Source organism: Thalassobacillus sp. C254 (assembly GCF_001310615.1).
The window spans coordinates 21,063-46,163 of record NZ_BAXQ01000009.1 but is presented as its reverse complement, the minus strand read 5'-3'; the positions used below and the strand labels follow the sequence as shown (position 1 = coordinate 46,163).

The 25,101-nt window shown below is 42.1% G+C and carries 16 protein-coding genes and 7 pseudogenes; 8 read left to right on the top strand and 15 right to left on the bottom strand.

The window, feature by feature from the left end; translation table 11 throughout:
* Positions 1 to 296: 296 nt before the first annotated feature.
* Together JCM19033_RS10325 and JCM19033_RS10320 are read right to left on the bottom strand one after the other, a co-directional pair.
* Complete coding sequence (locus JCM19033_RS10325) at positions 297 to 500, bottom strand: DUF951 domain-containing protein (RefSeq protein ID WP_054636254.1); 204 nt, start codon at positions 498 to 500, stop codon at positions 297 to 299.
* Positions 501 to 728: 228 nt separating this feature from the next.
* Positions 729 to 1,748: a hypothetical protein gene (locus tag JCM19033_RS10320; RefSeq protein ID WP_054636253.1), complete on the bottom strand. Its 1,020-nt coding sequence runs from the start codon at positions 1,746 to 1,748 to the stop codon at positions 729 to 731.
* 96 nt (positions 1,749 to 1,844) lie between these two features.
* On the opposite strand from JCM19033_RS10320, the pseudogene yyaC reads away from it, so the two are divergent.
* Positions 1,845 to 2,509 (top strand): annotated as a pseudogene (gene yyaC / locus JCM19033_RS10315) (spore protease YyaC).
* Positions 2,510 to 2,767: 258 nt separating this feature from the next.
* On the opposite strand, the gene JCM19033_RS10310 reads toward yyaC, so the two are convergent.
* The 13 genes and pseudogenes from JCM19033_RS10310 to rpmH form a co-directional block, all read right to left on the bottom strand.
* The gene (locus tag JCM19033_RS10310) at positions 2,768 to 3,484 is read right to left on the bottom strand and encodes a DUF554 domain-containing protein (RefSeq protein WP_054636252.1); all 717 of its coding nucleotides are present in this window, start codon (positions 3,482 to 3,484) and stop codon (positions 2,768 to 2,770) included.
* Positions 3,485 to 3,517: 33 nt separating this feature from the next.
* Positions 3,518 to 4,672, bottom strand: a complete 1,155-nt coding sequence (locus tag JCM19033_RS10305) for an aminotransferase class V-fold PLP-dependent enzyme (protein ID WP_054636251.1) — start codon at positions 4,670 to 4,672, stop codon at positions 3,518 to 3,520.
* A gap of 111 nt (positions 4,673 to 4,783) precedes the next feature.
* Complete coding sequence (locus tag JCM19033_RS10300; RefSeq protein WP_054636250.1) at positions 4,784 to 5,638, bottom strand: ParB/RepB/Spo0J family partition protein; 855 nt, start codon at positions 5,636 to 5,638, stop codon at positions 4,784 to 4,786.
* A complete protein-coding gene (locus tag JCM19033_RS25620) occupies positions 5,631 to 5,864 on the bottom strand; it encodes a ParA family protein (RefSeq protein WP_269758136.1) in 234 nt (77 codons plus the stop codon). The genes JCM19033_RS10300 and JCM19033_RS25620 overlap by 8 nt, the downstream gene beginning before the upstream one ends.
* A gap of 54 nt (positions 5,865 to 5,918) precedes the next feature.
* A pseudogene (locus JCM19033_RS25615) lies at positions 5,919 to 6,331 on the bottom strand (AAA family ATPase); the annotation flags it as partial.
* A gap of 232 nt (positions 6,332 to 6,563) precedes the next feature.
* Positions 6,564 to 7,421, bottom strand: a complete 858-nt coding sequence (noc, locus tag JCM19033_RS10290) for a nucleoid occlusion protein (RefSeq protein WP_054636249.1) — start codon at positions 7,419 to 7,421, stop codon at positions 6,564 to 6,566.
* 191 nt (positions 7,422 to 7,612) lie between these two features.
* The gene (rsmG, locus tag JCM19033_RS10285; RefSeq protein ID WP_054636248.1) at positions 7,613 to 8,329 is read right to left on the bottom strand and encodes a 16S rRNA (guanine(527)-N(7))-methyltransferase RsmG; all 717 of its coding nucleotides are present in this window, start codon (positions 8,327 to 8,329) and stop codon (positions 7,613 to 7,615) included.
* Positions 8,330 to 8,409: 80 nt separating this feature from the next.
* Positions 8,410 to 10,298: pseudogene (mnmG, locus tag JCM19033_RS10280) on the bottom strand (tRNA uridine-5-carboxymethylaminomethyl(34) synthesis enzyme MnmG).
* Between the two features lie 42 nt (positions 10,299 to 10,340).
* Positions 10,341 to 11,716: pseudogene (mnmE, locus tag JCM19033_RS10275) on the bottom strand (tRNA uridine-5-carboxymethylaminomethyl(34) synthesis GTPase MnmE).
* 653 nt (positions 11,717 to 12,369) lie between these two features.
* Positions 12,370 to 13,005 (bottom strand): RNA-binding cell elongation regulator Jag/EloR, encoded by a 636-nt coding sequence (gene jag, locus JCM19033_RS10270; RefSeq protein ID WP_054636247.1) that lies wholly within the window; start codon positions 13,003 to 13,005, stop codon positions 12,370 to 12,372.
* Positions 13,005 to 13,772, bottom strand: a complete 768-nt coding sequence (gene spoIIIJ, locus JCM19033_RS10265) for a YidC family membrane integrase SpoIIIJ (RefSeq protein WP_054636246.1) — start codon at positions 13,770 to 13,772, stop codon at positions 13,005 to 13,007. The genes jag and spoIIIJ overlap by 1 nt, the downstream gene beginning before the upstream one ends.
* A 328-nt stretch (positions 13,773 to 14,100) precedes the next feature.
* Positions 14,101 to 14,442 carry a ribonuclease P protein component gene (gene rnpA / locus JCM19033_RS10260; RefSeq protein ID WP_374701229.1) on the bottom strand — a complete coding sequence of 114 codons (342 nt, stop codon included), beginning with the start codon at positions 14,440 to 14,442 and terminating at the stop codon, positions 14,101 to 14,103.
* A 167-nt stretch (positions 14,443 to 14,609) separates the two neighbouring features.
* Positions 14,610 to 14,747 (bottom strand): 50S ribosomal protein L34, encoded by a 138-nt coding sequence (gene rpmH / locus JCM19033_RS10255; protein ID WP_054636244.1) that lies wholly within the window; start codon positions 14,745 to 14,747, stop codon positions 14,610 to 14,612.
* Between the two features lie 939 nt (positions 14,748 to 15,686).
* On the opposite strand from rpmH, the gene dnaA reads away from it, so the two are divergent.
* From dnaA to gyrA, 7 genes and pseudogenes are all read left to right on the top strand, one after another.
* Positions 15,687 to 17,039, top strand: coding sequence for a chromosomal replication initiator protein DnaA (dnaA, locus tag JCM19033_RS10250; protein WP_054636243.1), 1,353 nt, complete (start codon positions 15,687 to 15,689; stop codon positions 17,037 to 17,039).
* 153 nt (positions 17,040 to 17,192) lie between these two features.
* Positions 17,193 to 18,335 carry a DNA polymerase III subunit beta gene (dnaN, locus tag JCM19033_RS10245; protein ID WP_054636242.1) on the top strand — a complete coding sequence of 381 codons (1,143 nt, stop codon included), beginning with the start codon at positions 17,193 to 17,195 and terminating at the stop codon, positions 18,333 to 18,335.
* A 279-nt stretch (positions 18,336 to 18,614) separates the two neighbouring features.
* The gene (gene yaaA, locus JCM19033_RS10240; RefSeq protein ID WP_054636241.1) at positions 18,615 to 18,833 is read left to right on the top strand and encodes a S4 domain-containing protein YaaA; all 219 of its coding nucleotides are present in this window, start codon (positions 18,615 to 18,617) and stop codon (positions 18,831 to 18,833) included.
* A gap of 11 nt (positions 18,834 to 18,844) precedes the next feature.
* Positions 18,845 to 19,965: pseudogene (recF, locus tag JCM19033_RS10235) on the top strand (DNA replication/repair protein RecF).
* Between the two features lie 10 nt (positions 19,966 to 19,975).
* Positions 19,976 to 20,257: an extracellular matrix regulator RemB gene (gene remB / locus JCM19033_RS10230; protein WP_054636240.1), complete on the top strand. Its 282-nt coding sequence runs from the start codon at positions 19,976 to 19,978 to the stop codon at positions 20,255 to 20,257.
* Between the two features lie 145 nt (positions 20,258 to 20,402).
* Positions 20,403 to 22,312 (top strand): annotated as a pseudogene (gyrB, locus tag JCM19033_RS10225) (DNA topoisomerase (ATP-hydrolyzing) subunit B).
* 112 nt (positions 22,313 to 22,424) lie between these two features.
* Positions 22,425 to 24,997: pseudogene (gyrA, locus tag JCM19033_RS10220) on the top strand (DNA gyrase subunit A).
* The last annotated feature ends 104 nt before the right edge of the window (positions 24,998 to 25,101 follow it).

Sequence of the window (25,101 nt, the reverse complement as noted above, 5' to 3'; positions counted from 1 at the left end):
AGGAAGCTGAAGCGCTGTCTGAGACATAGACAACAATAAATACGTTTGGTGTGAAGATTGAACGCACGTAGCACTTCTGCCTCAGCACCCGCTTTTCCTCATGCGTATCAGGATTATTAAGAAAAGGGAGTATTAATTTTTACACACTAAAGAAATCAAACAAAACGCTTCCGACCCTCTTTTTTGGCATCGGAAGCGTTTTGTTATTTTTCGGCTTTGTTACCATCTTGTTTTAGATTTCCTTTTAAAACAGACCCTGCTCTATTAAAGCCCGTTATCACCCAGAGTCCTGAATACTACTCTTGAGTTTCAGCCCGTTCGATTATTTTTTTGATTTTTTTTCTGAACTCTCTTCTTGGCAGCATAACACTATGCCCACACCCCTGACATTTAATCCGGATATCGGCTCCCATACGGATAATTTTCCACTTGTTTTCTCCGCATGGATGAGGTTTCTTCATTTCCACTACATCGTTTAATTGAAAAGGCTGATCCGCCAACTGATTCACCTCTTTCTACCTTCTTACTACACAGTTTCATATTTGCTTTTCCTATTAGTTTACACCTGATTTACAAAGATAGCGACTTTCATACCTTGTAAAAAAAGCAAATAGCCCTACCCTTATGCTTTACACCTCTCTCATGCCCTTTGGTGGTTTTTTCCTCCTATTACCCGGGAAATAGATTAGATAGATAACAAGTACCTTTTGTCACTCAGTCTGTTTCGCCTACAGATTGTTCTTGCCTTGTAAAAAAGGGTAAAGAAGGACAGCTCCCAGCAAATATAAATTGAGTAACCCATATAAAGGATATAGGAACGCTACAAGATTAGAAAACCCAATGCTCGTCATCGGAATCATCAACAAAAGAAACATAATCGACAGCACCCAGGCCGGCCATGGAAGCCAGCTTTTCACACGGCTCACTAACCCGAATATGCCACTCGCTGCTGTAGTAAAGATGGCCATCCAAAGAAGAAAAGCCATAAACAGCAGCATGCCGTACGGGTACGCATTTAATATGGCAAAAAGAGGAATTTCGTAAAGCATAATGTCGCTGGCAACTACAATTAATGATTGATTATAAAGGAAGGAGAGACCCCCAAGTATAAGGCCGCTTCCTATGCTCGCTATCCAGATTTCTCCTTCATGCTTTATTTTGTTGCCTACAGCTGAAAGCACAGCAACTAAGGGAAGAATATTTAACGCTGTAAAGGTAAAGGCTGCAGGCCAGTTTCTTTGGCCTGGTTCTTCAAAAAACAAAGCATTCCCGCTTTCCCATTGAAAGACCACTAACGTAAAAAGAAGGCTGGTAATCAAGATGGGAATTATCAACGAATTTACGCTTGTTAACCCATTTACGTCCCATACAAACAATAATACTAGAAAACTGCTGATAATAAGTACGCCCACCCAGTAAGGAATTTGGAAGGTTTGCATTGTGGCTCCGCCGCCGGCAACCATTACTCCGCTCGTTGTAAACAGGTACATGATAATCAATCCATCGTACAAAACCGTTACTTTCCGGCCCATTAACTTGTGCAGCACACCAACATAATCAGAGGACCCGCTTTGATAACTAATGTGAAGGATAATGAGACAGCTAGCACTAAACATGACTGTAAATAAAAGAATAGCCAGTCCGCTTTCATGGCCGAAAAATTCCCATAATTCTCGTCCTGATGCATATCCTGCGCCGATCATCGTACCAATAATTAAGCACATCCATTTTAGTCCGCCACTTACCATATATCGCTCCCTAAATCAGACTTTTACTTTCTCGCTGAGTATAGAAATAAGAAAGCGTCCCTATAATGGGACTAGTATGACAAAGGAGAGACAAATATGATTGGTAAAAAAATTCGTTTTGGCCAGCCACCCTATTCCTTTCAAGTCCATATTGATGATGAGCAAGCGGTAGAACAGCTGACTCGAAGCTTAACCTCTCAGTTAAAAGAGGTTCCGGCGCACAGAGACATTGTGATTGTCTGCATCGGCACAGACCGATCTACCGGCGACTCTCTTGGCCTCTAGCGGGAACATTACTTTCTAAGAAAAGACGCCAGCGGCTTCATGTGTACGGTACACTGGCTGACCCGGTACACGCTCTTAACCTTGAGAGTGTGCTTGAACAAATAGCTGTTACCCACGATTCACCTTTTATTATTGCTGTGGATGCCTGCTTGGGCCGCATGAAAAATGTGGGGAAAATAAATGTTGCGGAAGGTCCTGTTCATCCTGGTTCTGCTATGAAAAAGAAGCTCCCTGCTGTGGGTGACATGCACATTACCGCCATTGTAAATGTCAGCGGAATGATGGAATATTTTGTTCTGCAAAATACAAGACTCCACACGGTAATGTCCATGGCCGAACATATTGCCGAAAGTTTGCGTAAAACGGACCTGCGTCTGCGTGATCGTACTGTTGAACCAGCTCCTGCTCCCACAAAAACTACAAAGAGCTTCTTTCCTTCCCCGTCCCTGGAAGTACAGCCTATTAGAAAATCATAAAAAAGATAAGAGGCAGGAGCCAAAGATTCAAAGAAAACCCGAACCACTGTAATAAATGGTTCGGGTTTTCACTCTTTAGCCATTCACGAAGGCCCCGCGCGCCAGCAAACACCCTTTGCTTTTAAAACACAAGAGCGATACTGTTCAGGCTCCTTTCCTCCCATTCACGATGCTTTTCCATTGTCCTCAGCATATCCTCTGCCTCCTGGGATGGTGGTGAGCAGGATTTCTGTCTTTCCCTTTTTACAGAGCCACTTTCTAAAAGAGAAGATCAACATAATACACAATGGAGACTAACCCGCCCGTTACAAGAATGGCAGGAAGGAGGTTGGCAATCCTCATATCAAGGATTCCCGCAAGTTTTAAGCCAATGGCAAGAATCATAACTCCACCTGTGGCAGTCATTTCTACAATAAACATGTCCAACAGCTCACTGGGCAGCAGACGATCAATTTGTCCGGCAAGCAGAGCAATACTTCCTTGATAAAGGACAACCGGAACAAAGGAAAAAATAACTCCAATGCCTAAAGTGGTGGTAAATAACAAAGCTGAAAAACCGTCTAAGAGAGCTTTTGTATACAATACGCTGTGGTCGTTTCTTAAGCCGCTGTCGAGTGCTCCTAATACAGCCATGGCTCCTACTACATAGATAAGGGTCGTGGTAACAAAGGCCTTTGCGATTTGTCCTTCTCCGTCTTTTGCACCGGTCTTTCGCTCCAGCCATTGTCCCAAGTGATTAAGGTGATCCTCTATCTGTAGTCTTTCTCCAATCCAGCCTCCGATCACCAGGCTTCCAATTACAATTAAAAAATGTTCGCTTTGCATCCCCATTTGAATTCCCAATACCATCACTGCCAAGGCGATGGCCTGCATGATCGTTGTTTTCACTCGTTCAGGAATCCGTTTAAAACACAGTCCCAGCAAAGAGCCAATAATAATAGCTAATCCATTTACAATAGTACCTAGTAGAATCATTGCTTTAACTCCTAATAAAGATGCACAATCTGGTTACAGTAAAAATCCATCTCTTATTTCTTCTAATGCAGCAAGTAATTCCTCTGCTTCTTTTTTTGTATTATAAGGACCAAAGCTGACGCGAATTAAGCCGCAGTCTGCAGTTTCCAGCTGCTGATGAAGGAGAGGACTGCAGTGAACACCGCCACGTACAGCAATGTTGTAATGAGAATCGAGCACAGCTGCAATTTCCTGAGAATCAACTCCATCAAGGAGAAAAGAAAGCACCCCAAGCCGCTCCCTCCCTTGCCCCGGTCCAAATGCTTTGTATTCAGGCATTTTTTTCAGCTCCTGTAATACAAACTCTGCCAAGGATTTCTCATGCTCATATATTGCTTTTTCTCCCAGCCTCTCAACTTCCTTTAACCCTTCATGCCACCCGGCAATACCCGGTGTATTTAAAGTGCCTCCCTCATAAGTAAAAGGCAGCTTGTCAGGCATGTCCTCCTCTGATGAAAACGATCCTGTTCCTCCGTGAATCAGCGGATCAATTTGTACTTTTTTACTGAGCAACAGGGCTCCTACCCCCTGCGGGCCAAGGAGTCCTTTGTGAGCAGGGATCGCTGCTAAATCAATGGAAAGCTTCTTCATTGAAAGAGGAATAACTCCGGCTGTTTGAGAAGCATCCACTATCCATGTTAGGTTTTTTTCTTTGACCAGCGTATCTATGTTACTCAAATCCACTATTGTTCCAGTCACATTTGACCCATGGGTCGTTACAATAGCTTTGGTGTTCTCCGTTATGCTGTCCTCCAGGGCAGAAACAGACATCTTTCCGTTTAAATCAGCTTCAATGTAAGTAATCTTTACTCCATACTCTCTTTTTAAAAACTCAAGGGGCCTTCGAACAGCATTGTGTTCAAAAGCCGTACTGATCACATGATCTCCATGCTCCCAGCTCAGCCCTTTTATGGCCATATTTAAAGACATGGTAGCCCCCTGGGTGAAAATAACATATTCAGCCGATGGTGCCTCAAACATACGTGCCAACAGCTTCCTCGTGTCTGAAATTTTTTCTGCAGCTTTCCTAGACAACTCGTGACCACTTCTGCCTGGATTGGCTCCGTAATCCATTACAGCTGAAGCCATTTCTTTCGCTACCATCTCAGGTTTTGGGTAGGAAGAAGCGGCATGGTCTAAATAAATCATAGATATTTCCTCCTCATTCTTTGGCGATACCGGAGATGGTTCTCCTGTAAACAGTTTTCTACAAAGAAGAAGCCATCATGCTGATGGCTTCGAGACCGTAAAGGCTTTTTATTAAGCTTCCTCACTCTCCATTAATTGAAGGATCCTTTCAAGGTCATCTTCAGAGAAAAATTCAATTTCAATTTTCCCTCTTTTTTTACCTTTTTTAATCGAAACCGAGGTGCCAAAATAAGTACGAAGTTCCTCTTCCTTTGCTTTTATAAAGACCGAGGGCTTACCTTCATTCTTTTTCTTCGTTCCACGTGAAACATCTTCATTGATTCGCTGTACAAGCTCCTCTGTCTGCCGGACGCTTAACTTGTCCTTTAATACTTTTTCCGCTGCCTTTGTTATCTCTTTTTCTTCCTTGAGACCAAGCAGAGTCCGTCCATGTCCCATAGATAGTTCTTTCTCTCCTATCATTTGCTGAACCTTAGCCGGGAGCTGGAGAAGACGAAGGTGATTTGCAATATGAGGCCTGCTTTTGCCCAGACGCTTCGAAAGCTGCTCTTGAGTCACCTCAAGGTAATTCATTAGCTTTTCATAAGCGTATGCCTCTTCAAGAGGGTTTAAATTTTCCCGCTGTAAATTTTCAATAAGAGCTATTTCCATCATTTTTTCATCTGACAGGTCCTTGACGATAGCAGGCACTGTATCCAGATTGGCTGCTTGTGCCGCCCGAAAACGTCTTTCACCTACGACAATTTCGTACCCTTTAATGCTCTTTCTGACAATCAAAGGCTGAAGGATCCCGTTTCTTTCAATTGAAATTCTTAGCTCTTCAATTGCCTCCTTAGAAAAGACTTTCCTAGGCTGATAAGGATTTGGGCGCAAATCCTTTACTCTTACTTCTTGAACTCCATCTTCCTGACTAGTGAGTTCTTCTGGAAAAAATGCACTCAATCCTTTTCCAAGCCCTTTACCCAACGGAAACCACTTCCTTTGCTAATTCTAAATACACTTCCGCCCCTCTGGATTTCGCATCATAGATGATAATGGGCTTTCCATGGCTGGGTGCTTCCCCCAGCCTGACGTTACGAGGAACAATGGCTTGGAATACTTTTTCCCTGAAATACTTCTTTACTTCTTCGATGACTTGCAGGCCCAGGTTTGTCCTGGCATCAAGCATAGTAAGTAAAACCCCTTGAATCATTAAATCTGTATTTAAATGTTTTTGAACTAGCCTGATCGTGTTTAATAGCTGGCTTAAGCCTTCTAACGCATAATACTCACATTGCACGGGGATCAGAACTGAATCCGAGGCTGTTAAGGCATTTAAGGTTAACAACCTAAAGATGGGGGACAGTCTATAATCATGTAATCATACTCACTCTGCACGTCAGAAAGAGCCTTTTTTAAGCGGATTTCTCTTGAGATTGTCGGTACAAGCTCAATCTCTGCTCCTGATAATTGAATCGTTGCAGGAACGACGTCAAGGTTTTCAACTGAAGAAGGACGAATCACCTCTCTAATATCCATGTCTTCCACCAGTAGATTATATACACACTCGTCTACATCGCCTTTACCTATGCCAGCCCCGCTTGTTGCATTTCCTTGTGGATCTATATCTATGAGAAGAACTTTTTTTCCTATGTAAGCTAGACAGGCACTTAAGTTCACAGCAGTCGTGGTTTTCCCCACTCCGCCTTTCTGGTTAGCAACCGAAATCACCTTTGCCACAGGCTCACCAACTTTCTCTCCCCTGACTTCTTTCTATCAAAAGCAACATTGAAAAATACTGGTTTTATTTTATCATGTTTCCCGGGAAATTTTGTTTTCATTTTCGTGTCATTCTCTCTGAGAACAGTCTTCAAAGCTTTCCAGAAAAAATCTACCATGTCTCCATGATAGATTATTTTTTAGGAATACGAATGGTGAATTGGTAGAAGTCTTCATTTTCCTCTTCATCTGTATCTATGTGCAAGCCGCTTTTTTCTACCATGTCGACGGATTGACGGATCGTATTCATAGCCAATCTCATATCTTTAGGGTAATGCTTTCGTTTGGCCTTTTTCTTTGGTACTTCCTCCAGCATCTTTTTGATACGTTCTTCCGTCTGCTTTACATTCAGCTCTTTTTCTAAGATTTCTGAAAGAAGCTTTGATTGTTTTTCTTCATCTTTTAAAGCAAGGAGGGCTCTTGCATGCCGTTCAGTAATGAGCCTGTTCATTAATGCATCTTGAACAGACTCAGGAAGGTGAAGCAGACGAAGCTTATTCGCAACAGTTGATTGGCCTTTTCCTAAACGCTGGGCAAGACTTTCCTGAGTTAAATTATGGATTTGTAAGAGCTTATCATAAGCCAAGGCTTCCTCAATCGCTGTCAGGCCTTCTCTTTGAAGGTTCTCAATTAACGCTAACGAGGCCGTTTGAGCATCATTATAATCCTTAATTAAAGCCGGGATTTCATCCCAGCCTAAGCTTTTAACAGCCCGGAGACGGCGTTCACCTGCAATGAGTTCAAAGCGGCCATTTCTCACCCTTACAACGATTGGCTGTAAGACTCCGTGAGTCCGGATGGTCTGAGCCAATTCTTTTATTTTTTCATCCTGGAATACAGTCCGGGGTTGATAAGGGTTAGGTATAATGTCCTCTACTGGAAGATTTTTCACTTCTTCCTGCTGGATCTCTTCCAAGCTTTCTATTTCATTTTCTTCTTTGCCTTCATGCTGATCGCCGAGGCCAAACAACCGTTGAAGCGATTGCTTCATTGCCTGACACCACCTTATTGGAGCTACAATCTATTTACTTTCTTCAAAAAAAGAGAGAATCCTTCCTTGCTGAAACATATTTTTAAAAGAATGCTGACACTTTATTCAGAATGATAGTTTTGCGTATGGAGAAAACGGGAATAATATGCGTCAATTGTATCATGAACAGGGACTTTGTCCAGAGGAACAAATTATACTATCGGCTGCTTTGCAGGTGTTCCAGGCTTTCTAGGATAGGCTTTAGGCGTTTCCTTAACTTTTTCGACTTTTAAAATAGAACGCTCACTTTCTTCTCCTGGAAGCTTTAATGAGTAAGCCTCGCCCCATTTCCCTCCCAGCTGGGAAATTGCTTTTCCTGCCTCTTCTTTTTCTTCCAGCCCGCTTGCACCCTTCATCGCAAGAAAAGAGCCATTTTTTTGCACAAATGGCAGGCATAATTCTGTAAGGACCGGCATTCGGGCTACTGCTCTTGCCAAAGCCACATCAAACTGCTCCCGAAGTTCTTTTTTTCTAGCAAGCTCCTCCGCTCTGCCATGCATGAATTGGACCTTATCTATGCCAATATGTTCTGCAACGTGCTCTAAAAACGTAATTCTCTTTTTTAAAGAATCTACGATCACCACTTCAAGATGGGGATAAGCAATTTTTAACGGAAGGCTCGGAAAACCAGCACCAGCACCAATATCTATCACTTTCTTCACTTTCGTGAAATCATGAAAAAAAGCGACCGTTAGTGAGTCATAAAAATGCTTTTCATACACTTCATCTTCTTCGGTAATGCCTGTTAAATTCATTTTTTTGTTCCATTCCACAAGGAGATGAAAGTACTCATCAAACTGCTTGAGCTGATGTTTTGATAAAGAGAGGCCTTCTTTTTCAAGCCAAGTTGTAAAAAATTGTCTGCTCATGTGTCTGCTCCACCTTTTCTGTAGGTAATTATGTAAATGACAGGCCCCCGTCTATTACAGAGGGAGCCTGTTTACCTTCATTAAGCTTCTTTTACTCTTGCCAGCTTTCCTTGCTCTAAATACACTAACAAAATCGAAATGTCAGAAGGATTCACCCCAGCTACTCTGGAAGCCTGCCCAACAGATAAGGGCCTTACTTCACTCAGCTTTTGTCTGGCTTCCGTGGCAAGCCCTGAAATCGCTGAGTAATCGAGGTTTTCTGGTATCTTTTTCTCTTCCATTTTCTTCATCTTTTCTATTTGTTCAAGCTGTTTTGCAATATAGCCTTCATATTTTATTTGGATTTCCACCTGCTCGGCAACATCCGGTGTCACCGCAGCTTCGGCAGGAGAAAATTGAGCAACATCCTGGTACCCAAGCTCTGGACGCTTGAGTAAATGAGAAGCAGAAACGGCTTCTTTCATAGGCGTTCCTTCTTTTTCTTCAAGCATGCGCTGGACGTCTTCCGTCGGCTTAATAATCACTTTTTCTAACCGAGCCTTTTCAGCAGCAATTTGTTCCTTTTTCCGTGTAAACCTTTCAAAGCGTTCTTCCGAAATCAGGCCAATATCGTGACCGGTTTCCGTAAGGCGCAGATCCGCATTGTCATGGCGCAGAATAAGTCGGTATTCGGCTCTTGAAGTTAATAAACGGTACGGTTCATTTGTTCCTTTTGTCACAAGATCATCAATTAATACCCCGATATAAGCATCGGAACGATCAAGGATGAGTCCGTCTTTTCCTTGAGCTTTTCTCGCAGCGTTAATGCCTGCCATCAACCCTTGTCCTGCAGCTTCCTCATAGCCTGAGGTTCCATTGATCTGTCCTGCCGTAAACAGGCCTTCAATACGCTTTGTCTCCAGTGTCGGCCAAAGCTGTGTGGGAACAATGGCATCATATTCAATGGCGTAGCAGGTCTCATCATCCGGACGTTTTCAAGTCCTGGAATGGTTTTCAGCATCTTAAACTGAACGTCTTCCGGAAGGCTTGTAGATAGTCCTTGTACATACACTTCTGTCGTATTACGGCCTTCTGGCTCTAAAAAGATCTGGTGTCTCGGTTTATCGTTAAAGCGGACAATCTTGTCTTCAATGGATGGACAATACCTTGGTCCTGTACCTTCAATCATTCCTGAGTACATAGGAGAACGACCCAGGTTGTCATTAATCATTTGATGAGTTTCTTCACCTGTATACGTGAGCCAGCATGGAAGCTGATCGGTAATATACTTTGTTGTTTCATAGGAAAAAGCCCGTGGCTCTTCATCGCCTGGCTGAATCTCGGTCTTATCATAGTCTATGGTATTTCCATTGACTCTCGGTGGAGTCCCGGTTTTAAAACGAACCATGTCAAAGCCTAAATCCTTTAAGTTATGAGAAAGGTTAACCGATGGCTGCATGTTATTCGGGCCGCTCTCATAAGAGAGTTCCCCAAGAATGATCTTCCCCCGTAAATACGTGCCTGTAGTCACAACGACTGATGTACCGTAGTAAGCAGCACCCGTATTAGTGATAACCCCTTTACAAACACCGTCTTCTACAATTAATTCTTCCACCATGCCTTGACGAAGGATTAAATTCTCTTCTTCCTCCATCGTTTTTTTCATTTCATGCTGGTACAAAAATTTGTCAGCTTGAGCTCGAAGTGCACGCACCGCTGGACCTTTTCTTGTATTAAGCATCCTCATTTGAATATGGGTTTTGTCAATGTTTCGTGCCATTTCCCCGCCCAAGGCATCAATTTCCCTGACTACAATTCCTTTAGCCGGACCACCTACAGAAGGGTTACATGGCATAAACGCAACAGAATCCAAGTTTAAAGTGAGTACGAGAGTGTTCGCTCCCATACGGGCAGCAGCAAGCCCGGCTTCAACGCCGGCATGCCCCGCTCCGATGACGATGACGTCATAATTACCGCCTTGGTATTGCATGCTGCATCCTCCTTTTTCTTTTATATTTATTTCATTCATTCTTTATTTTCCTAAACAGAATTGAGAAAACAGCTGATCGATCAAGCTTTCATGAACGTTATCGCCAATAACTTCACCGAGAAGCTCCCAAGCCCGGGTAATATCAATTTGAACCATATCCACCGGAAGCATCATATCTGCTCCTTCCAGTGCTTCTTCAATAGCTCCTTTAGCCTGCTTTAACAGGGCAATATGGCGAGCGTTAGACACGTAGCTTAAATCGGCCCCTTCCACACCTTCATCAAAAAAGAGATGGGCAATCGCTTGTTCAAGCTCGTCAATGCCTTCTTCTCTCAATAAGGAAGTACCGATCACAGGCCGCTCTCCAGCTAAGCTGCTTACCCTGTCTGTATCTATTGTGATCTCCAGATCTGTCTTATTTAAAACTACTACGGCATTCATATCCTGTATCGCTTCAAAGAGAGCCTCATCTTCTTTAGATAATTCTTCAGCGGCATTTAACACAAAGAGGATGAGTTCAGCGTCAGCTAACGCCTTTCTTGAGCGTTCTACACCGATTTTCTCCACGATGTCCTCTGTTTCTCTGATTCCAGCTGTATCTATTAAACGAAGGGGAACTCCGCGAACATTCACATACTCTTCAAGCACGTCTCTTGTCGTGCCGGGAATGTCTGTGACAATCGCTTTGTTTTCATGGACAAGGCTGTTCATAAGAGATGATTTTCCTACATTAGGGCGCCCTATGATGCAGTTGCCAATCCCTCTCTTAGAATTTTCCCTTGTTTTGCCGTCATCAGAAGCTGCTCGATTTCCTGGCGGACCTCTTCCCCTTTTTCTTTCAATAACTCAAGAGTCACGGTTTCTGCATCATATTCAGGATAATCAATATTTACTTCGACATGAGCGACTGTTTCCAGCAGCTTTTGTCTTAAGCGGCGCACCTGAGAAGACAATCGACCTTCAACTTGTTTTAAAGCCACATTCATTGCCCGGTCAGTTTTCGCGCGAATTAAATCAATAACCCCTTCTGCCTGGGAAAGGTCAATTCGGCCATTCAGAAAGGCTCTTTTGGTAAACTCACCAGGTTCAGCAAGCCTTGCTCCCTGGCTGAGAACCAGGTCAAGAACCCGGTTAACCGATACAATTCCCCCGTGGCAGTTAATCTCTATGATATCTTCTTTTGTAAACGTACGAGGAGCCCTCAGTACAGAGACCATCACTTCTTCTATTATTTCACTTGTAGACGGCTCTATCAAATGTCCGTAATGAATTGTATGAGTCTCAGCCTTTGCCAGAGGTGTTTTTCCTTTAAAAATATTGTCGGCAATCGTGACTGCCGCATCTCCACTGATCCGCACAATCGCTATTGCCCCTTCCCCCGAAGGAGTGGAAATGGCGGTAATCGTATCAAATTCCAAGAAACACACCTCCCTGTTTTTCTTCTATATAAATTAAAGTAATTATCTATGGTATAGCCAAAAAGGTCTTAATAAATGATAAGAAGCTTTTTCTTTCAGAAAAGGTTGTGGATATATTCCTTTCCTGACAAAATAGAATATCACAAAAAACGAGGGATATAAAGAATATTTATCCACAAGTGGATAACTGTTTTCATGAATATGACTCCTCTCCAGCATCTGCCTCCGTTTCCTTCCGTATTTGCTCTCAGTCATTCTGGTTGTCTAAAAAGGAGGAGCTGGAGAGATCCTGCTCTTCGCATTGCTATTGGTCAGTCACACACGAGCCTTTTCCAACGCTCAGGTTGTATCTTCTGCTACATGTAGACTACATATAGACTCTACGTAGACCACACATCGATCCTCCTTTAGCGAGCAGGAAACACGGCGGGGGTGTGCAGCTGGAAAATTGTATTACCTTACCATTTGAATGACGTTGACTGCCTTCCTTTCTTTAGTAATTACCTATAATGAAGAAAGCGAGCTTATTTGGTAAAAATTGCTGCATCAATAATATATCAAAGATGCGATAAGCAGCTCGTAACCATAAAAAAAGAGACGCCTGAGTGGCGTCTCCTTTCGTTTGTGAGCAACGGCGTCTCCGGCCGTTGTCCCTATCTCTTCCCGCTATGATCCTTAGGAAGGATAGTAACTTTACGATAAGGTTCTTTTCCTTCCGAAAAAGTCTCTATCTCACGTGACTTTTGCAAGGCATGATGAATGATTTTTCTTTCTCTCGCATTCATTGGCTCGAGTGTTACCTTTTGCCTTGTTTTCAAAGCCTTGTTTGCCAGACGAGATGCTAAATGCTCTAACGACTGTTTTCTTCTTTCACGGTATCCTTCAGCGTCTACCGTAAGCCGAAGGTATTGACCAGAGTGACGGTTTGCAACCAGATTAACAAGATACTGAATGGCATCTAACGTTTTTCCTCTTTTTCCGATAAGAGACCCTAAATCTTCCCCTGTCAGATGAAATTCAATATCCTTTCCTTCTCCCTTTTCCTCTACCTCTGCCTTTACTTCCATGTCCTGCAGAAGCTGTTTTAAAAAGGATAAAGCTTCTTCTTTTGGCTGAGGTTTCACCTGCACCTTCAGTAAAGCAGGCTTGTTTCCAATGAACCCGAGGAACCCTTTTTGAGGTTCTTCAAGTACCTCGTACTCCACTTCGTCTCTTTGTGCTTCAAGGTCGTTAAGTGCTTGAGATAAGGCTTCTTCAATCGTTTTACCGGAGACCTTAATCGTTCTCACTACTTTTTCGCTCCTCCTGCTTCAGCATCAGCTTTTTTCTTCACATTCGGACCAGTAATAAAGTACGTTTGGACAATCATAAACAAGTTACCGATAACCCAGTATAATGCAAGTGCTGCCGGGAAGAAGAAAGCAAATACTGTAATCATGATCGGCATCATATAAAGCAAAATTTTCATTTGCGGGTTATCTGTAACCATCATCATTTTTTGCTGAATGAATGTGGTTACCCCTGCAATCAGCGGTAAGATAAAATCCGGGGAATCGAGAGGGAACCATAAAAATACATGTCCTTCAATTTCTCTCGTTCTCATAATTGCATGGTAAAAAGCAATAAGAATCGGCATTTGAATGAAGATAGGCAGACAGCCCGCCAATGGATTGACTCCCCGTTCCTGGAACATCTTCATTGTTTCCTGCTGAAGCTTTTGCTGTGTCTGCTGATCTTTTGCACTGTATTTTTCTCTTAACTTCTGCATTTCAGGCTGAAGTTCCTGCATTGCTTTGGCGCTTTTTGTTTGTTTAATCATTAACGGCAGAATTAAAATACGAAGGATAATCGTTACAATAATGATCGAAAGACCATACCCGTAATCTCCTTGAAAGTATTCAGCTATCGTAATTAAAAGCCACGAGAGCGGATACACAAAAAAAGAATCCCAAACACCTTCGCTGTCAGCTGTGATCGGATCCTCAATGTTGAAACATCCAGTCAAAAAAACCATTAAACCAACAAGCATTGCTGCCAAACCTAGTTTCTTGCTCACTACCCTTCCTCCTTGACTATATCTAAGTATGAGCAGGCTTTATAAAAAATTCCCGCACCATGTTGGGTGTCGAGATGAGAAAACAAACAGCGTGCCATTGGCCGCTTGTTCTTACTGCACGACCACAAACATAATTGTTTTCACAGTCTTCCTCCCCTGCCAGTCCCAGTTGTCCACTCCCGCTTCTTCCTGGAGAAAACGAACATTTCAGGTCACAGAACCTTTCTCATAAAAACCTACAATTTTGGTCAAAAGACACTACTTTTACTATTGTAGCGAAGAGATAACAAGAAATAAAGATATCATTCTATGAACAATTTTGTTCCTGTTATTTTTTTCTTATGTTTTTTGGAGATTGCTGCCTTGATTGTCTGGATGATCTTAATATCTTTCCCCTTTTCATTACATGAATAAGGCTCTTCTTTATTTCATGGTAATCCATATTGGCTACAGGATTTCTTGCAATAATTACGTAATCTTTCTCTTGAAGCATGTCATCTTTAAATTCCCTGACAAGCTCACGAAGGTGGCGCTTAATCCGATTTCTGGTTACAGCGTTCCCTACTTTTTTGCTGACCGTAAGTCCGACTCGAAAGTGCTCCTGACCTGGTTTATCCATAACATAAATTACTAACTGCCGATTGGCAAAAGAGGTCCCCTTTTGGAACACAGCACTAAATTCTTCATTTTTTTTATTCTGTACTCCTTTTTCATCCCAGCACCTCATTAGACAAAAAATATGTAATGAAAAAAGTGGATTTCACACTTGTAAGTTCCCCTTCTTTTTAAAACATACAAGATAAAAGAGAAAAAAGACCACTGTCACAATCAGTGGCCTTAAGCAGATAATACTTTTCTTCCTTTTTGACGACGACGCTTTAATACATGACGTCCATTCTTTGTGCTCATACGCGCACGGAAGCCATGAACCTTTTTACGCTTACGATTATTCGGGTTAAAAGTTGGTTTTCCCATTCTATATGCACCTCCTGAGGTTTATCTTCTATAAACAAGACATCCTGTAGAATTATATAGAGGAAAGACAAACATGTCAAGATGCTTCTGTTTTTTATATTCACATAAGTCAAAGGTAAATGAAAACACTCCTCTAATTAAAAAGGCTTTGTAAAACTTTATTGTTTATTTACGCTCGCTTGCTCCTAAACGTAAGTGCAACATCTATTCCTGCATCACTTCATTCACGGTGTCCTCTATGTCTCGGTTTGCCATAGTCTTGGGGAAAACACCTTTTGGGATCTTCGGATAATGCTATTCCCGATGTCGTATGCGTTTTTTCTCCCATAAGAAATCAACTTTCTTCTTTATCAGAGCATAAAAAAAGAAATTCTGCCTGCCTAAAAAATGAATTTCCCTAAATGATGTAATCTTTGTTCCTTGTAACCGAATTTGCCTTTGTGGATAACTTTTCTGTTCCTTTTTTTAGTTTTCGACACCTTTTCGACAAGTTGTACACACCATCTTGTGGTGTGGATAATTATTGTACACAAGGGGTAGAGTTGTGTGGATAAGTACATATAATCCCGTTGCTAACGCTCTTTTTTTTGATATGATATATTTGTTTTTACTCTGGACAACTGTGAACAAGGTTTTTCTTATCCACAGCTGTTGATAACTGTGTTGATAACTTTCCACAGGCTCTGTATATGCTTGTCCACATTTCACTTCCAGTTGTGGACATTCCTTCTTCCTACTATATTATATATACATGTTTATTAGTGCTGTTTTTTTGTGCATAAGTACTGAAGTATTTTTATACATACAGGGTGAACATTTCTTATACAACTGACCTTACGAGGCTTCCTTCTTATTTTCACAATGAAGTTGGGAAGCCTTTCTTGCCTTGTTTTTCTCGGAAGGGAAGACAATATTACTGACAAAAGGAGGGTGCACGGATTGGAGAATATAACTGATTTGTGGAATCAAACACTCGAGCTTATTCAAAAAAAAGTGAGTAAGCCCAGTTTTGAAACCTGGCTGAAGGCAACTCAAGCAGCAGATATAAAAGAAGACATGATCATTGTAAAAGCACCCAATGAATTCGCCAGGGACTGGCTTGAAAACCGATATTCCGACATTATTTCCGATACATTAAAGGACATTACCGGCGCTGCTTTGCAGGTGAAATTTATTATCCCGGATGATGAGGAAACAGATCAGTTTTCAGTTGAGGAAGATTTGAAGAAATCCCCTCCTAAAGCCCAGGCTGCACAAGAAGAAATTCCAAAAAGCATGTTAAATGACAAATATACGTTTAACACGTTTGTCATTGGCTCAGGAAACCGATTTGCCCATGCTGCTTCTTTAGCAGTGGCCGAAGCACCTGCTAAAGCGTACAATCCCTTATTTATATACGGTGGTGTAGGACTTGGGAAAACACACTTGATGCACGCAATCGGGCATTACGTCATTGACCATAATCCTAGTGCTCGCGTGGTGTATTTATCTTCTGAGAAATTCACTAATGAGTTTATTAATTCTATCCGTGACAACAAAACGATTAACTTTCGAAACAAGTATCGAAACGTTGACGTTCTTTTGATAGATGATATTCAATTTCTAGCGGGGAAAGAACAGACTCAAGAAGAATTTTTCCATACGTTTAACGCCCTGCACGAAGAAAGCAAACAAATTGTGATCTCAAGTGATCGTCCACCAAAAGAGATTCCCACTTTGGAAGATCGGCTCCGCTCCAGATTTGAATGGGGGTTAATCACAGACATTACGCCTCCAGACCTGGAAACGAGAATTGCGATCCTGCGAAAAAAAGCAAAAGCAGAGAAGCTTGATATCCCAAATGAAGTCATGCTTTATATCGCAAATCAAATAGATACAAATATAAGGGAGCTTGAAGGGGCTCTGATTCGAGTGGTCGCTTATTCTTCGTTAATTAACCAGGATATGAATGCCGATCTTGCTGCAGAAGCCTTAAAAGATATCATCCCTTCAGCTAAGCCGAGGGTTGTGACCATACAGGATATTCAAACGCAGGTAGCCGGACACTTTCAAATTCAAAGAGATGAACTCATGGCAAAAAAACGAACAAAAACGATCGCTTTTCCGCGACAGATTGCTATGTACCTCTCAAGGGAAATGACAGATTCATCTCTGCCTAAAATCGGGGAGGAATTCGGCGGAAGAGATCACACGACAGTCATTCATGCTCATGAGAAAATTTCAAAATTAATGTCGTCTGATGAAGAATTACAGCAAAAGGTGCAGGAAATTATCGACAAGCTTAAAGGATAATGTGCAAAACCAGTAAAGTTACACACACACTATCCACATGTGGATTTCTTTGCCATTCGTGAACTCTTCTGACTTATCCACAGTATAAACACCCTCTATTACTACGACGATTTTTTTATTAAATAATAAATATATGTTAAAGGGAGATGAATTATGCATTTTGTCATAAACAGAGAACAATTTGTACACGGGGTACAGCATGTAAATAAAGCTGTTTCTTCCCGTACAACAATCCCCATATTAACGGGCATAAAAATTTCAGCTTCACAAACAGGCGTCACTTTAACAGGAAGTGATTCTGATATATCCATAGAAGCGTTTATTCCATCAGAAGAAGATGAAAAAAGAAATGTGGAAGTAAAAAATGAAGGAAGCATCGTACTTCAGGCAAAATTCTTCGCTGATATCGTAAAAAAACTCCCTGGTAATGAAATAGAGGTAAGTGTTCAAGATCAATTTGCGACCACTTTACGATCAGGAAGTGTAGTGTTTAATTTAAACGGACTGGATCCTGAAGAGTACCCGCGTTTACCACAGCTTGAGGAAGATCAGACGTTTTCGTTGCCCCAAAGTCTGTTGAAAGATATGATCAGACAAACAGTTTTTGCAGTGTCCTCTCAGGAAACACGCCCCGTGTTGACAGGTGTAAACCTGGAAATAGAAGACCAGACACTTTCCTGTACTGCAACAGACAGTCACAGGCTGGCACTTCGGACGGCTCCTGTGGAAACAAACATGGAGGAACTGGAAATAAGCAACGTCGTGATTCCAGGGAAAAGCTTAAACGAACTAAGCAAGATCGTAGAAGACAGCGAAGACTATATAGACATTGTAGTAACCGAAAGCCAAGTTCTGTTTAAACTTAAGAACCTTTTGTTTTTCTCTCGTTTACTCGATGGAAAGTATCCGGTAACAAAAAATATGATTCCAAGCCAGTCAAAAACGCGCATGGAAATCCACACAAAAGAGCTTTTAAATTCACTCGAACGTGCCCTGCTGTTGTCCAGGGAAGCAAAAAACAATGTCATTAACCTAAAGACGCTTGATCAAACAACAATTGAAGTGAGCTCGGTATCTGCAGAAGTAGGGAAGGTTACTGAAAAAATCACGACCGAAAAGCTTGAAGGAGAAGAACTCAGGATCTCTTTTAACGGCAAAAACATCATGGATGCCTTAAAAGTCATTGATAGTGAAGTGATTGATATCATGTTTACTGGAGCTATGAGTCCTTTTGTCATTCGTCCGACTGACCATAACCAAATGCTTCACCTTTTTTCACCCGTCAGAACATACTAAAAAGAGTATTGAGTTCTCAGCCGATTCCCCGCTTTCCCAAAAAAGCGGGTTTTCTTTTGATAAAGAAAAAAACAAAAAGGGTAAAATAATAAAATGTAAAGACAATAAGGAGTAGAGCCTTAAGGAAAAAAAGAAATCCAAACAGCCTATTGGCGTATGGACGAGAGTTTAGTAAAATATAAGATGTATCCATGTGCCTTGCGGAGGCATACATTTTTTATTTTGGTAAAGACCTTATTTTCCTGATTGAAAACTGGTGACAAAAGGAGGGAGCAAGGGATGGAGCAAGTAAAGATTTCAACAGAATATATTACTCTTGGTCAATTCTTAAAAGAAACCGGGGTTATCGATACAGGCGGAATGGCCAAGTGGTTTTTATCTGAACATGAGATTCAGTTAAATGGAGAGCCGGAACAGCGAAGAGGGAAAAAGCTCTATGACGGGGATGAAATAGTTATTAAAGGGATAGGGCAGTTTGTTGTTTCCGCTTCTAGTTAGAGGGATGCTTTTTGCATATTGAATCGCTTTATTTAAAACAGTATAGAAATTATGAAGAGCTGACCCTGCAATTTGAAAATAAAATCAATGTTATAATAGGGGAAAATGCTCAAGGGAAAACAAACCTTATGGAAGCTATCTATGTGCTTGCTTTTACAAAATCCCACCGGACTCCCAGGGAGAAAGAGTTAATAAACTGGATGAGGATTTTGCTCGCATCCATGCCCAGCTTTCGAAATCATCAGGCCCGTTTAGTCTTGAAGTGATCCTTTCAAAAAAGGGAAAAAAGGTTAAATATAATGAATTAGAACAAAGAAAGTTAAGTGAATATATAGGAGCATGCAATGTAGTCATGTTCGCACCAGAAGATTTAAATTTAGTGAAGGGCGCCCCACAAGTCAGGCGCCGATTTATTGATATGGAAATAGGGCAGATCAGTTCGGTTTATTTGCATGATCTTGCTGTCTATCACCGGATATTAAAGCAACGAAACCAGTTGCTGAAAGACATGTTTTCCAAGTCAGGCACTCAAGCCGATATGATGCTGGAGGTGCTGACTGAGCAATTAATAAAAGCAGCAGCCAAGTTAGTCGAAAGGCGTTTCCACTTTCTGAACATGCTGGAAAAATGGGCGAAGACGATTCATAAAGAAATCAGCCGGGGAAAAGAGGAGCTGATTCTTTCGTATGTCCCTACTGCAGAGGTATCAGAAGGCATGGAATTGTCGATGATAGAAGAAGAATACAAACAAGCATTTGGGAAAGTAAGAGATAATGAGAAACGCCGCGGTGTGACGCTAGTTGGTCCTCACCGGGAAGATATTAAATTAACGGTAAATGACAGGAACGTGCAAACATATGGTTCACAGGGACAGCAGCGAACGACCGCTTTATCATTAAAGCTGGCTGAAATAGAACTAATTCGAGAAAACATCGGGGAATACCCGATTTTATTATTAGACGATGTTCTTTCTGAATTAGATGATCACCGTCAGTCTCACCTTTTAAATACGATCCAGGGCAAGGTGCAGACCTTTGTAACGACAACCAGCGTTGAAGGTATAGAGCATGAGACACTAAAGCAAGCTTCCATGTTTTATGTAGAAGATGGTCGTTTGCAGCAGAAGAAATGAGGGGTATACGATGTTTATCCATTTAGGCGGTGACACGGTAATCCGCGCTAAAGACGTAGTGGCAATCTTAGATTATGAAACAAACAAGTCTTCAGCAATCAGTCAGCAGTTTTTAAATGCCAAAGACAAGAAAGACATCATAGAAATTTCTGCAGATTTGCAAAAGTCGATTGTCGTAACTGACGATATCCTTTACTTTTCACCTATTTCCTCATTAACCCTTAAAAGAAGGGCTTCAGTTGTGTCAGGTATTGAGGATTATAGTGAAGAAGAAACCGTGCATGACAATTAATGGGAAAGCTCCCATATAAAAATAGATCGTAAGCAAGGAAGAAATTTCCGAATCTTTTTTTCAGCATGACGAGGTAACTGAACGGAAAGCACAGTTCAAGGAAGCTGTGATATTTCCATAGGAAGTGAAGGTGAATAAATTGTCCATGGAACAACATTCATATGATGAGAGTCAAATTCAGGTCTTGGAAGGTTTGGAAGCCGTAAGAAAACGCCCGGGAATGTACATTGGCTCTACAAGCGGACGGGGACTCCACCATTTAGTGTGGGAAATTGTTGATAATAGTATTGATGAAGCGATGGGCGGATATTGTGACACAATAGAAATCGCTGTGGAAGAAGATAATAGCATTACCGTGCAAGATAACGGGCGCGGGATCCCTGTCGGCATGCATGAAAAAATGGGCCGACCTGCTGTTGAAGTGATTATGACCGTTCTTCATGCAGGAGGTAAATTTGGCGGCGGCGGTTACAAGGTATCAGGCGGCTTACATGGGGTAGGAGCTTCTGTTGTGAACGCTCTGTCAGAACTTTTAGAAGTAGAAGTGCACAGAGAAGGAGAAATCTATTTTCAAAGCTTTAAAAGAGGTGTGCCCCAGCAGGATCTAGAGCAGATCGGCACGACAGAAAAGCGGGGCACGAAGATACATTTTAAGCCTGACCAGGAAATTTTTCAGGAAACCCAGGAGTTTGATTTTGATACATTAGCAACCAGGCTTCGGGAGCTGGCCTTTTTAAATAAAGGGCTCAGAATTATTTTTACGGATAAGAGAGAAGAAGAAGAAAAGAAGGTAGAGTATTACTACGAAGGAGGCATCGCTTCCTTTGTAGAATACTTGAATCGCTCTCGTGATACTTTGCACGAAAAGCCTATTTTCATTGAAAGTGAAAAAGAAGGTATTCAGGTTGAAATAGCCGTCCAATATAATGACAGCTTTGCCAGTAATATTTATTCATTTGCTAATAACATAAATACCCACGAAGGCGGGACCCACGAGTCAGGCTTTAAAACAGGCCTCACACGTGTGATCAATGATTATGCCCGTAAGAACAGCCTCTTTAAAGAAAACGATCCTAATCTTACAGGAGAAGATGTAAGAGAAGGACTGACAGCTATCATTTCGGTGAAGATTCCCGATCCGCAATTTGAAGGGCAGACAAAGACAAAGCTAGGAAACAGTGAAGCCAGAACGATTACTGATTCCTTGTTTTCAGAAGCTTTTTCACGTTTCTTAATTGAAAACCCGGACACTGGAAAGCTGATTGTGGAAAAAGGACTGATGGCTTCAAGGGCTCGGGAAGCAGCGAAAAAAGCCAGGGAGCTTACAAGAAGAAAAAGCGCCCTGGAAGTAAGCTCTCTTCCTGGAAAACTCGCAGACTGCTCCACGAAGGATGCTTCTATCAGTGAAATTTATATAGTGGAGGGCGACTCAGCCGGAGGATCAGCAAAACAAGGGAGAGACCGGCACTTTCAGGCAATTCTTCCTTTGCGCGGTAAGATTATTAATGTGGAAAAAGCAAGGCTTGACAAGATCCTTGCAAATAATGAAATACGTTCAATTATCACTGCCTTAGGTACCGGGATTGGCGAAGAATTTGATATCTCAAAAGCAAGGTATCATAAGATTATTATTATGACTGATGCCGATGTGGATGGCGCCCATATTCGAACGCTTATCTTAACCTTTTTCTATCGATACATGCGTCCCCTTATTGAAGAAGGATATGTATATATTGCCCAGCCTCCTCTTTACAAGGTTCAGCAAGGAAAAGCGATCCACTATGCGTATTATGAAAAGGAACTAGATCAAATCCTGGAAGAGCTTCCTAAGCAGCCTAAACCAGGGTATCAGCGCTATAAGGGGCTTGGTGAAATGAACCGGATCAGCTGTGGGAGACTACGATGGACCCTGAGACACGTACAACGCTGCAGGTTACCTTGGAAGACGCCATGAAAGCCGATGAAATTTTCGAAACGCTTATGGGCGACCGCGTGGAACCACGGCGAGATTTTATTCAGGAAAATGCACATTATGTTAAGAATCTAGACGTATAAGCAAGAGGGTGGGGAAGAGGACCCTGCCCTTTCCTGCTTAATATTGGTAACAGGGCAATAGAATCCAGAGCCCACTGCCAGGACGTTACCGGAAGGAAATGGAGGTAGTAGGATGGCAGAGAATGAATCCAGAGTAAGAGAAATAAACATAGGACAAGAAATGCAGACGTCTTTTTTAGACTATGCCATGAGCGTAATTGTCAGCCGTGCTTTGCCAGACGTAAGAGATGGTTTAAAGCCTGTGCACCGCAGAATTTTATTTGCTATGAACGAATTAGGCATGACACCGGATAAGCCATACAAAAAGTCAGCGCGTATCGTCGGAGAGGTTATTGGGAAATACCACCCGCACGGTGACTCTGCCGTTTATGAAACGATGGTAAGGATGGCACAGGATTTTAGTTTCCGTTATATGCTTATCGACGGACATGGAAACTTTGGATCCGTAGATGGAGATGCAGCAGCTGCCATGCGTTACACTGAAGCGCGAATGGCCAAGATCTCCATGGAAATGGTTCGTGACATTAATAAAGACACAATTGACTATCAAGATAACTATGACGGGGCAGAAAGAGAGCCATTGTTCTTCCGTCACGTTTCCCCAACCTCCTTGTTAATGGAGCCGCCGGCATTGCTGTAGGGATGGCTACCAATATACCTCCTCACCAGCTTGGTGAAGTGATTAATGGAGTGCTCGAGCTCAGCGAGAATCCGGAGATCTCAATTGAAGAATTAATGGAACATATCCCAGGTCCTGACTTTCCAACAGGGGCTACCATTTTAGGACGAAGCGGCATTCGAAAAGCATACTTAACCGGACGTGGTTCCATTTTAATTCGTGCGGTAGCTGAAATAGAAGAAAGCCCGAATGGAAAACAAGCAATTATTGTAACTGAGCTTCCCTACCAGGTAAATAAGGCACGGCTGGTAGAAAAGATAGCGGAACTTGTCCGGGATAAGAAGATTGAAGGAATCACAGACTTAAGAGACGAATCGGATCGCACGGGCCTTAGAATCGTAATTGAAGTCCGCAAGGATGCAAACGCAAATGTGTTGTTAAATAACTTATATAAGCAGACGGCATTGCAGACGAGCTTTGGCATCAATATGCTGGCCCTCGTTGACGGACAGCCGAAGGTGCTGAACTTAAAACAATGCTTATCATATTATTTAGAGCATCAAAAAGAGGTAATTAAACGAAGGACTGCTTTTGAACTTCGCAAAGCAGAAGCAAGGGCTCACATATTGGAAGGACTGCGAATAGCTCTTGACCACCTTGATGAAGTGATTGAATTAATTAGAAGCTCTCAAACAACGGAGATTGCAAGAAACGGTTTAATGGATCGGTTCTCTTTAAGTCAGGATCAAGCACAGGCCATCCTTGATATGCGTCTTCAACGTTTGACTGGATTAGAGCGGGATAAAATTGAAAACGAATATAAAGAATTAATGGCCAGAATTGCAGAACTGAAAGCAATCCTGGCAAGTGAAGAAAAAGTCCTGGAAATCATCCGCGAAGAGCTTACTGAGCTTAAAGAAAGATTTAATGACAGCCGCCGAACAGAAATTACTGCAGGCAGCAATCATATTGAAGATGAGGACTTGATTCCTAAACAAAACGTAGTGATCAGTATCACTCACCAGGGATATATTAAGAGACTTCCTTTATCCACCTACAAAAGCCAAAAACGAGGCGGGAGAGGAATACAAGGAATGGGAACCAACGAGGATGACTTTGTAGAGCATTTATTTACTACAAACTCTCATCACACCATTCTCTTTTTTACTAACAAGGGGAAGGTTTATCGTTTAAAAGGGTATGAAATTCCTGAATTAAGACGAACGGCAAAAGGAATTCCAGTGATTAACCTGCTGCAGATTGAAAAGGATGAATTTATCAGTACGGTGATTCCAATCCAGGATTTCAGCGAAGATTCCTCGTTATTCTTCCTTACAAAAAAAGGAATAGCAAAACGTGCTTCCCTGTCAGCATTTGCAAACATAAGAAAAGGCGGCCTGTTTGCTATTAACCTGAGAGAGGACGATGAGCTTCATGGCGTGCGTTTGACCCACGGGGATGATGAACTGCTAATTGGAACAAAGAATGCAATGGGCATCCGTTTCCATGAAAAAGACGTCAGGCTCATGGGCCGAAGTGCTACAGGGGTGAAGGCCATCAGCCTTGCAGAAGATGATGAAGTGATAGGGATGGACATCATTAAAGAAAATGAAGATGTCCTGATTGTTACAAATAAAGGATTTGGCAAGAGAACTCTCCCAGAAGAATTCAAAGTACAGAACCGGGGAGGGAAGGGTCTTAAAATAGCGACTCTTACCGAAAGAACAGGCCATCTTGTTGCCCTGAGATTTGTAGCGGATCAGCAGGATATCATGATTATGACCGTACATGGGGTATTGATTCGTATACGTGCAGAGGAAATATCCAGGTTAGGCCGCTATGCGCAAGGGGTTACCTTGATACGTGTAGGAGAAGGTGAAGAAGTGGCTACCGTTGCACCAGTGGAAATCCCTGAAGAAATCGAGGAAGAAATCGAGGAAGAGCTCGACGAAACAGAGGAAGAAACTGAAGAAGGAAATGAAGCTGCCAAAGAAACCAGTGAGGCGGAAGCTTCTGCAGAAGAAGCAGTAGAAGAAGCAGAAGATATGGATTCGGAAGAAGAATAATACAGGCAGCAAAAAAGAATAACAATGGTTTACCAAGGATCAACTTTCGGCCAAACGGGCCGGAGGTTGATCCTTTTTATTTATAATCAAAAAGCATAGCCTTT

Excerpts from the sequence above, each read along its gene's own strand:
- JCM19033_RS10320 (WP_054636253.1), bottom strand. The coding sequence starts at position 1,748 with ATGGTAAGTGGCGGACTAAAATGGATGTGCTTAATTATTGGTACGATG.
- JCM19033_RS10310 (WP_054636252.1), bottom strand. The coding sequence starts at position 3,484 with ATGATTCTACTAGGTACTATTGTAAATGGATTAGCTATTATTATTGGC.
- JCM19033_RS10305 (WP_054636251.1), bottom strand. The coding sequence starts at position 4,672 with ATGATTTATTTAGACCATGCCGCTTCTTCCTACCCAAAACCTGAGATG.
- JCM19033_RS25620 (WP_269758136.1), bottom strand. The coding sequence starts at position 5,864 with ATGATTCAAGGGGTTTTACTTACTATGCTTGATGCCAGGACAAACCTG.
- noc (WP_054636249.1), bottom strand. The coding sequence starts at position 7,421 with ATGAAGCAATCGCTTCAACGGTTGTTTGGCCTCGGCGATCAGCATGAA.
- rsmG (WP_054636248.1), bottom strand. The coding sequence starts at position 8,329 with ATGAGCAGACAATTTTTTACAACTTGGCTTGAAAAAGAAGGCCTCTCT.
- rpmH (WP_054636244.1), bottom strand. The coding sequence starts at position 14,747 with ATGGGAAAACCAACTTTTAACCCGAATAATCGTAAGCGTAAAAAGGTT.
- dnaN (WP_054636242.1), top strand. The coding sequence starts at position 17,193 with ATGCATTTTGTCATAAACAGAGAACAATTTGTACACGGGGTACAGCAT.
- yaaA (WP_054636241.1), top strand. The coding sequence starts at position 18,615 with ATGGAGCAAGTAAAGATTTCAACAGAATATATTACTCTTGGTCAATTC.
- remB (WP_054636240.1), top strand. The coding sequence starts at position 19,976 with ATGTTTATCCATTTAGGCGGTGACACGGTAATCCGCGCTAAAGACGTA.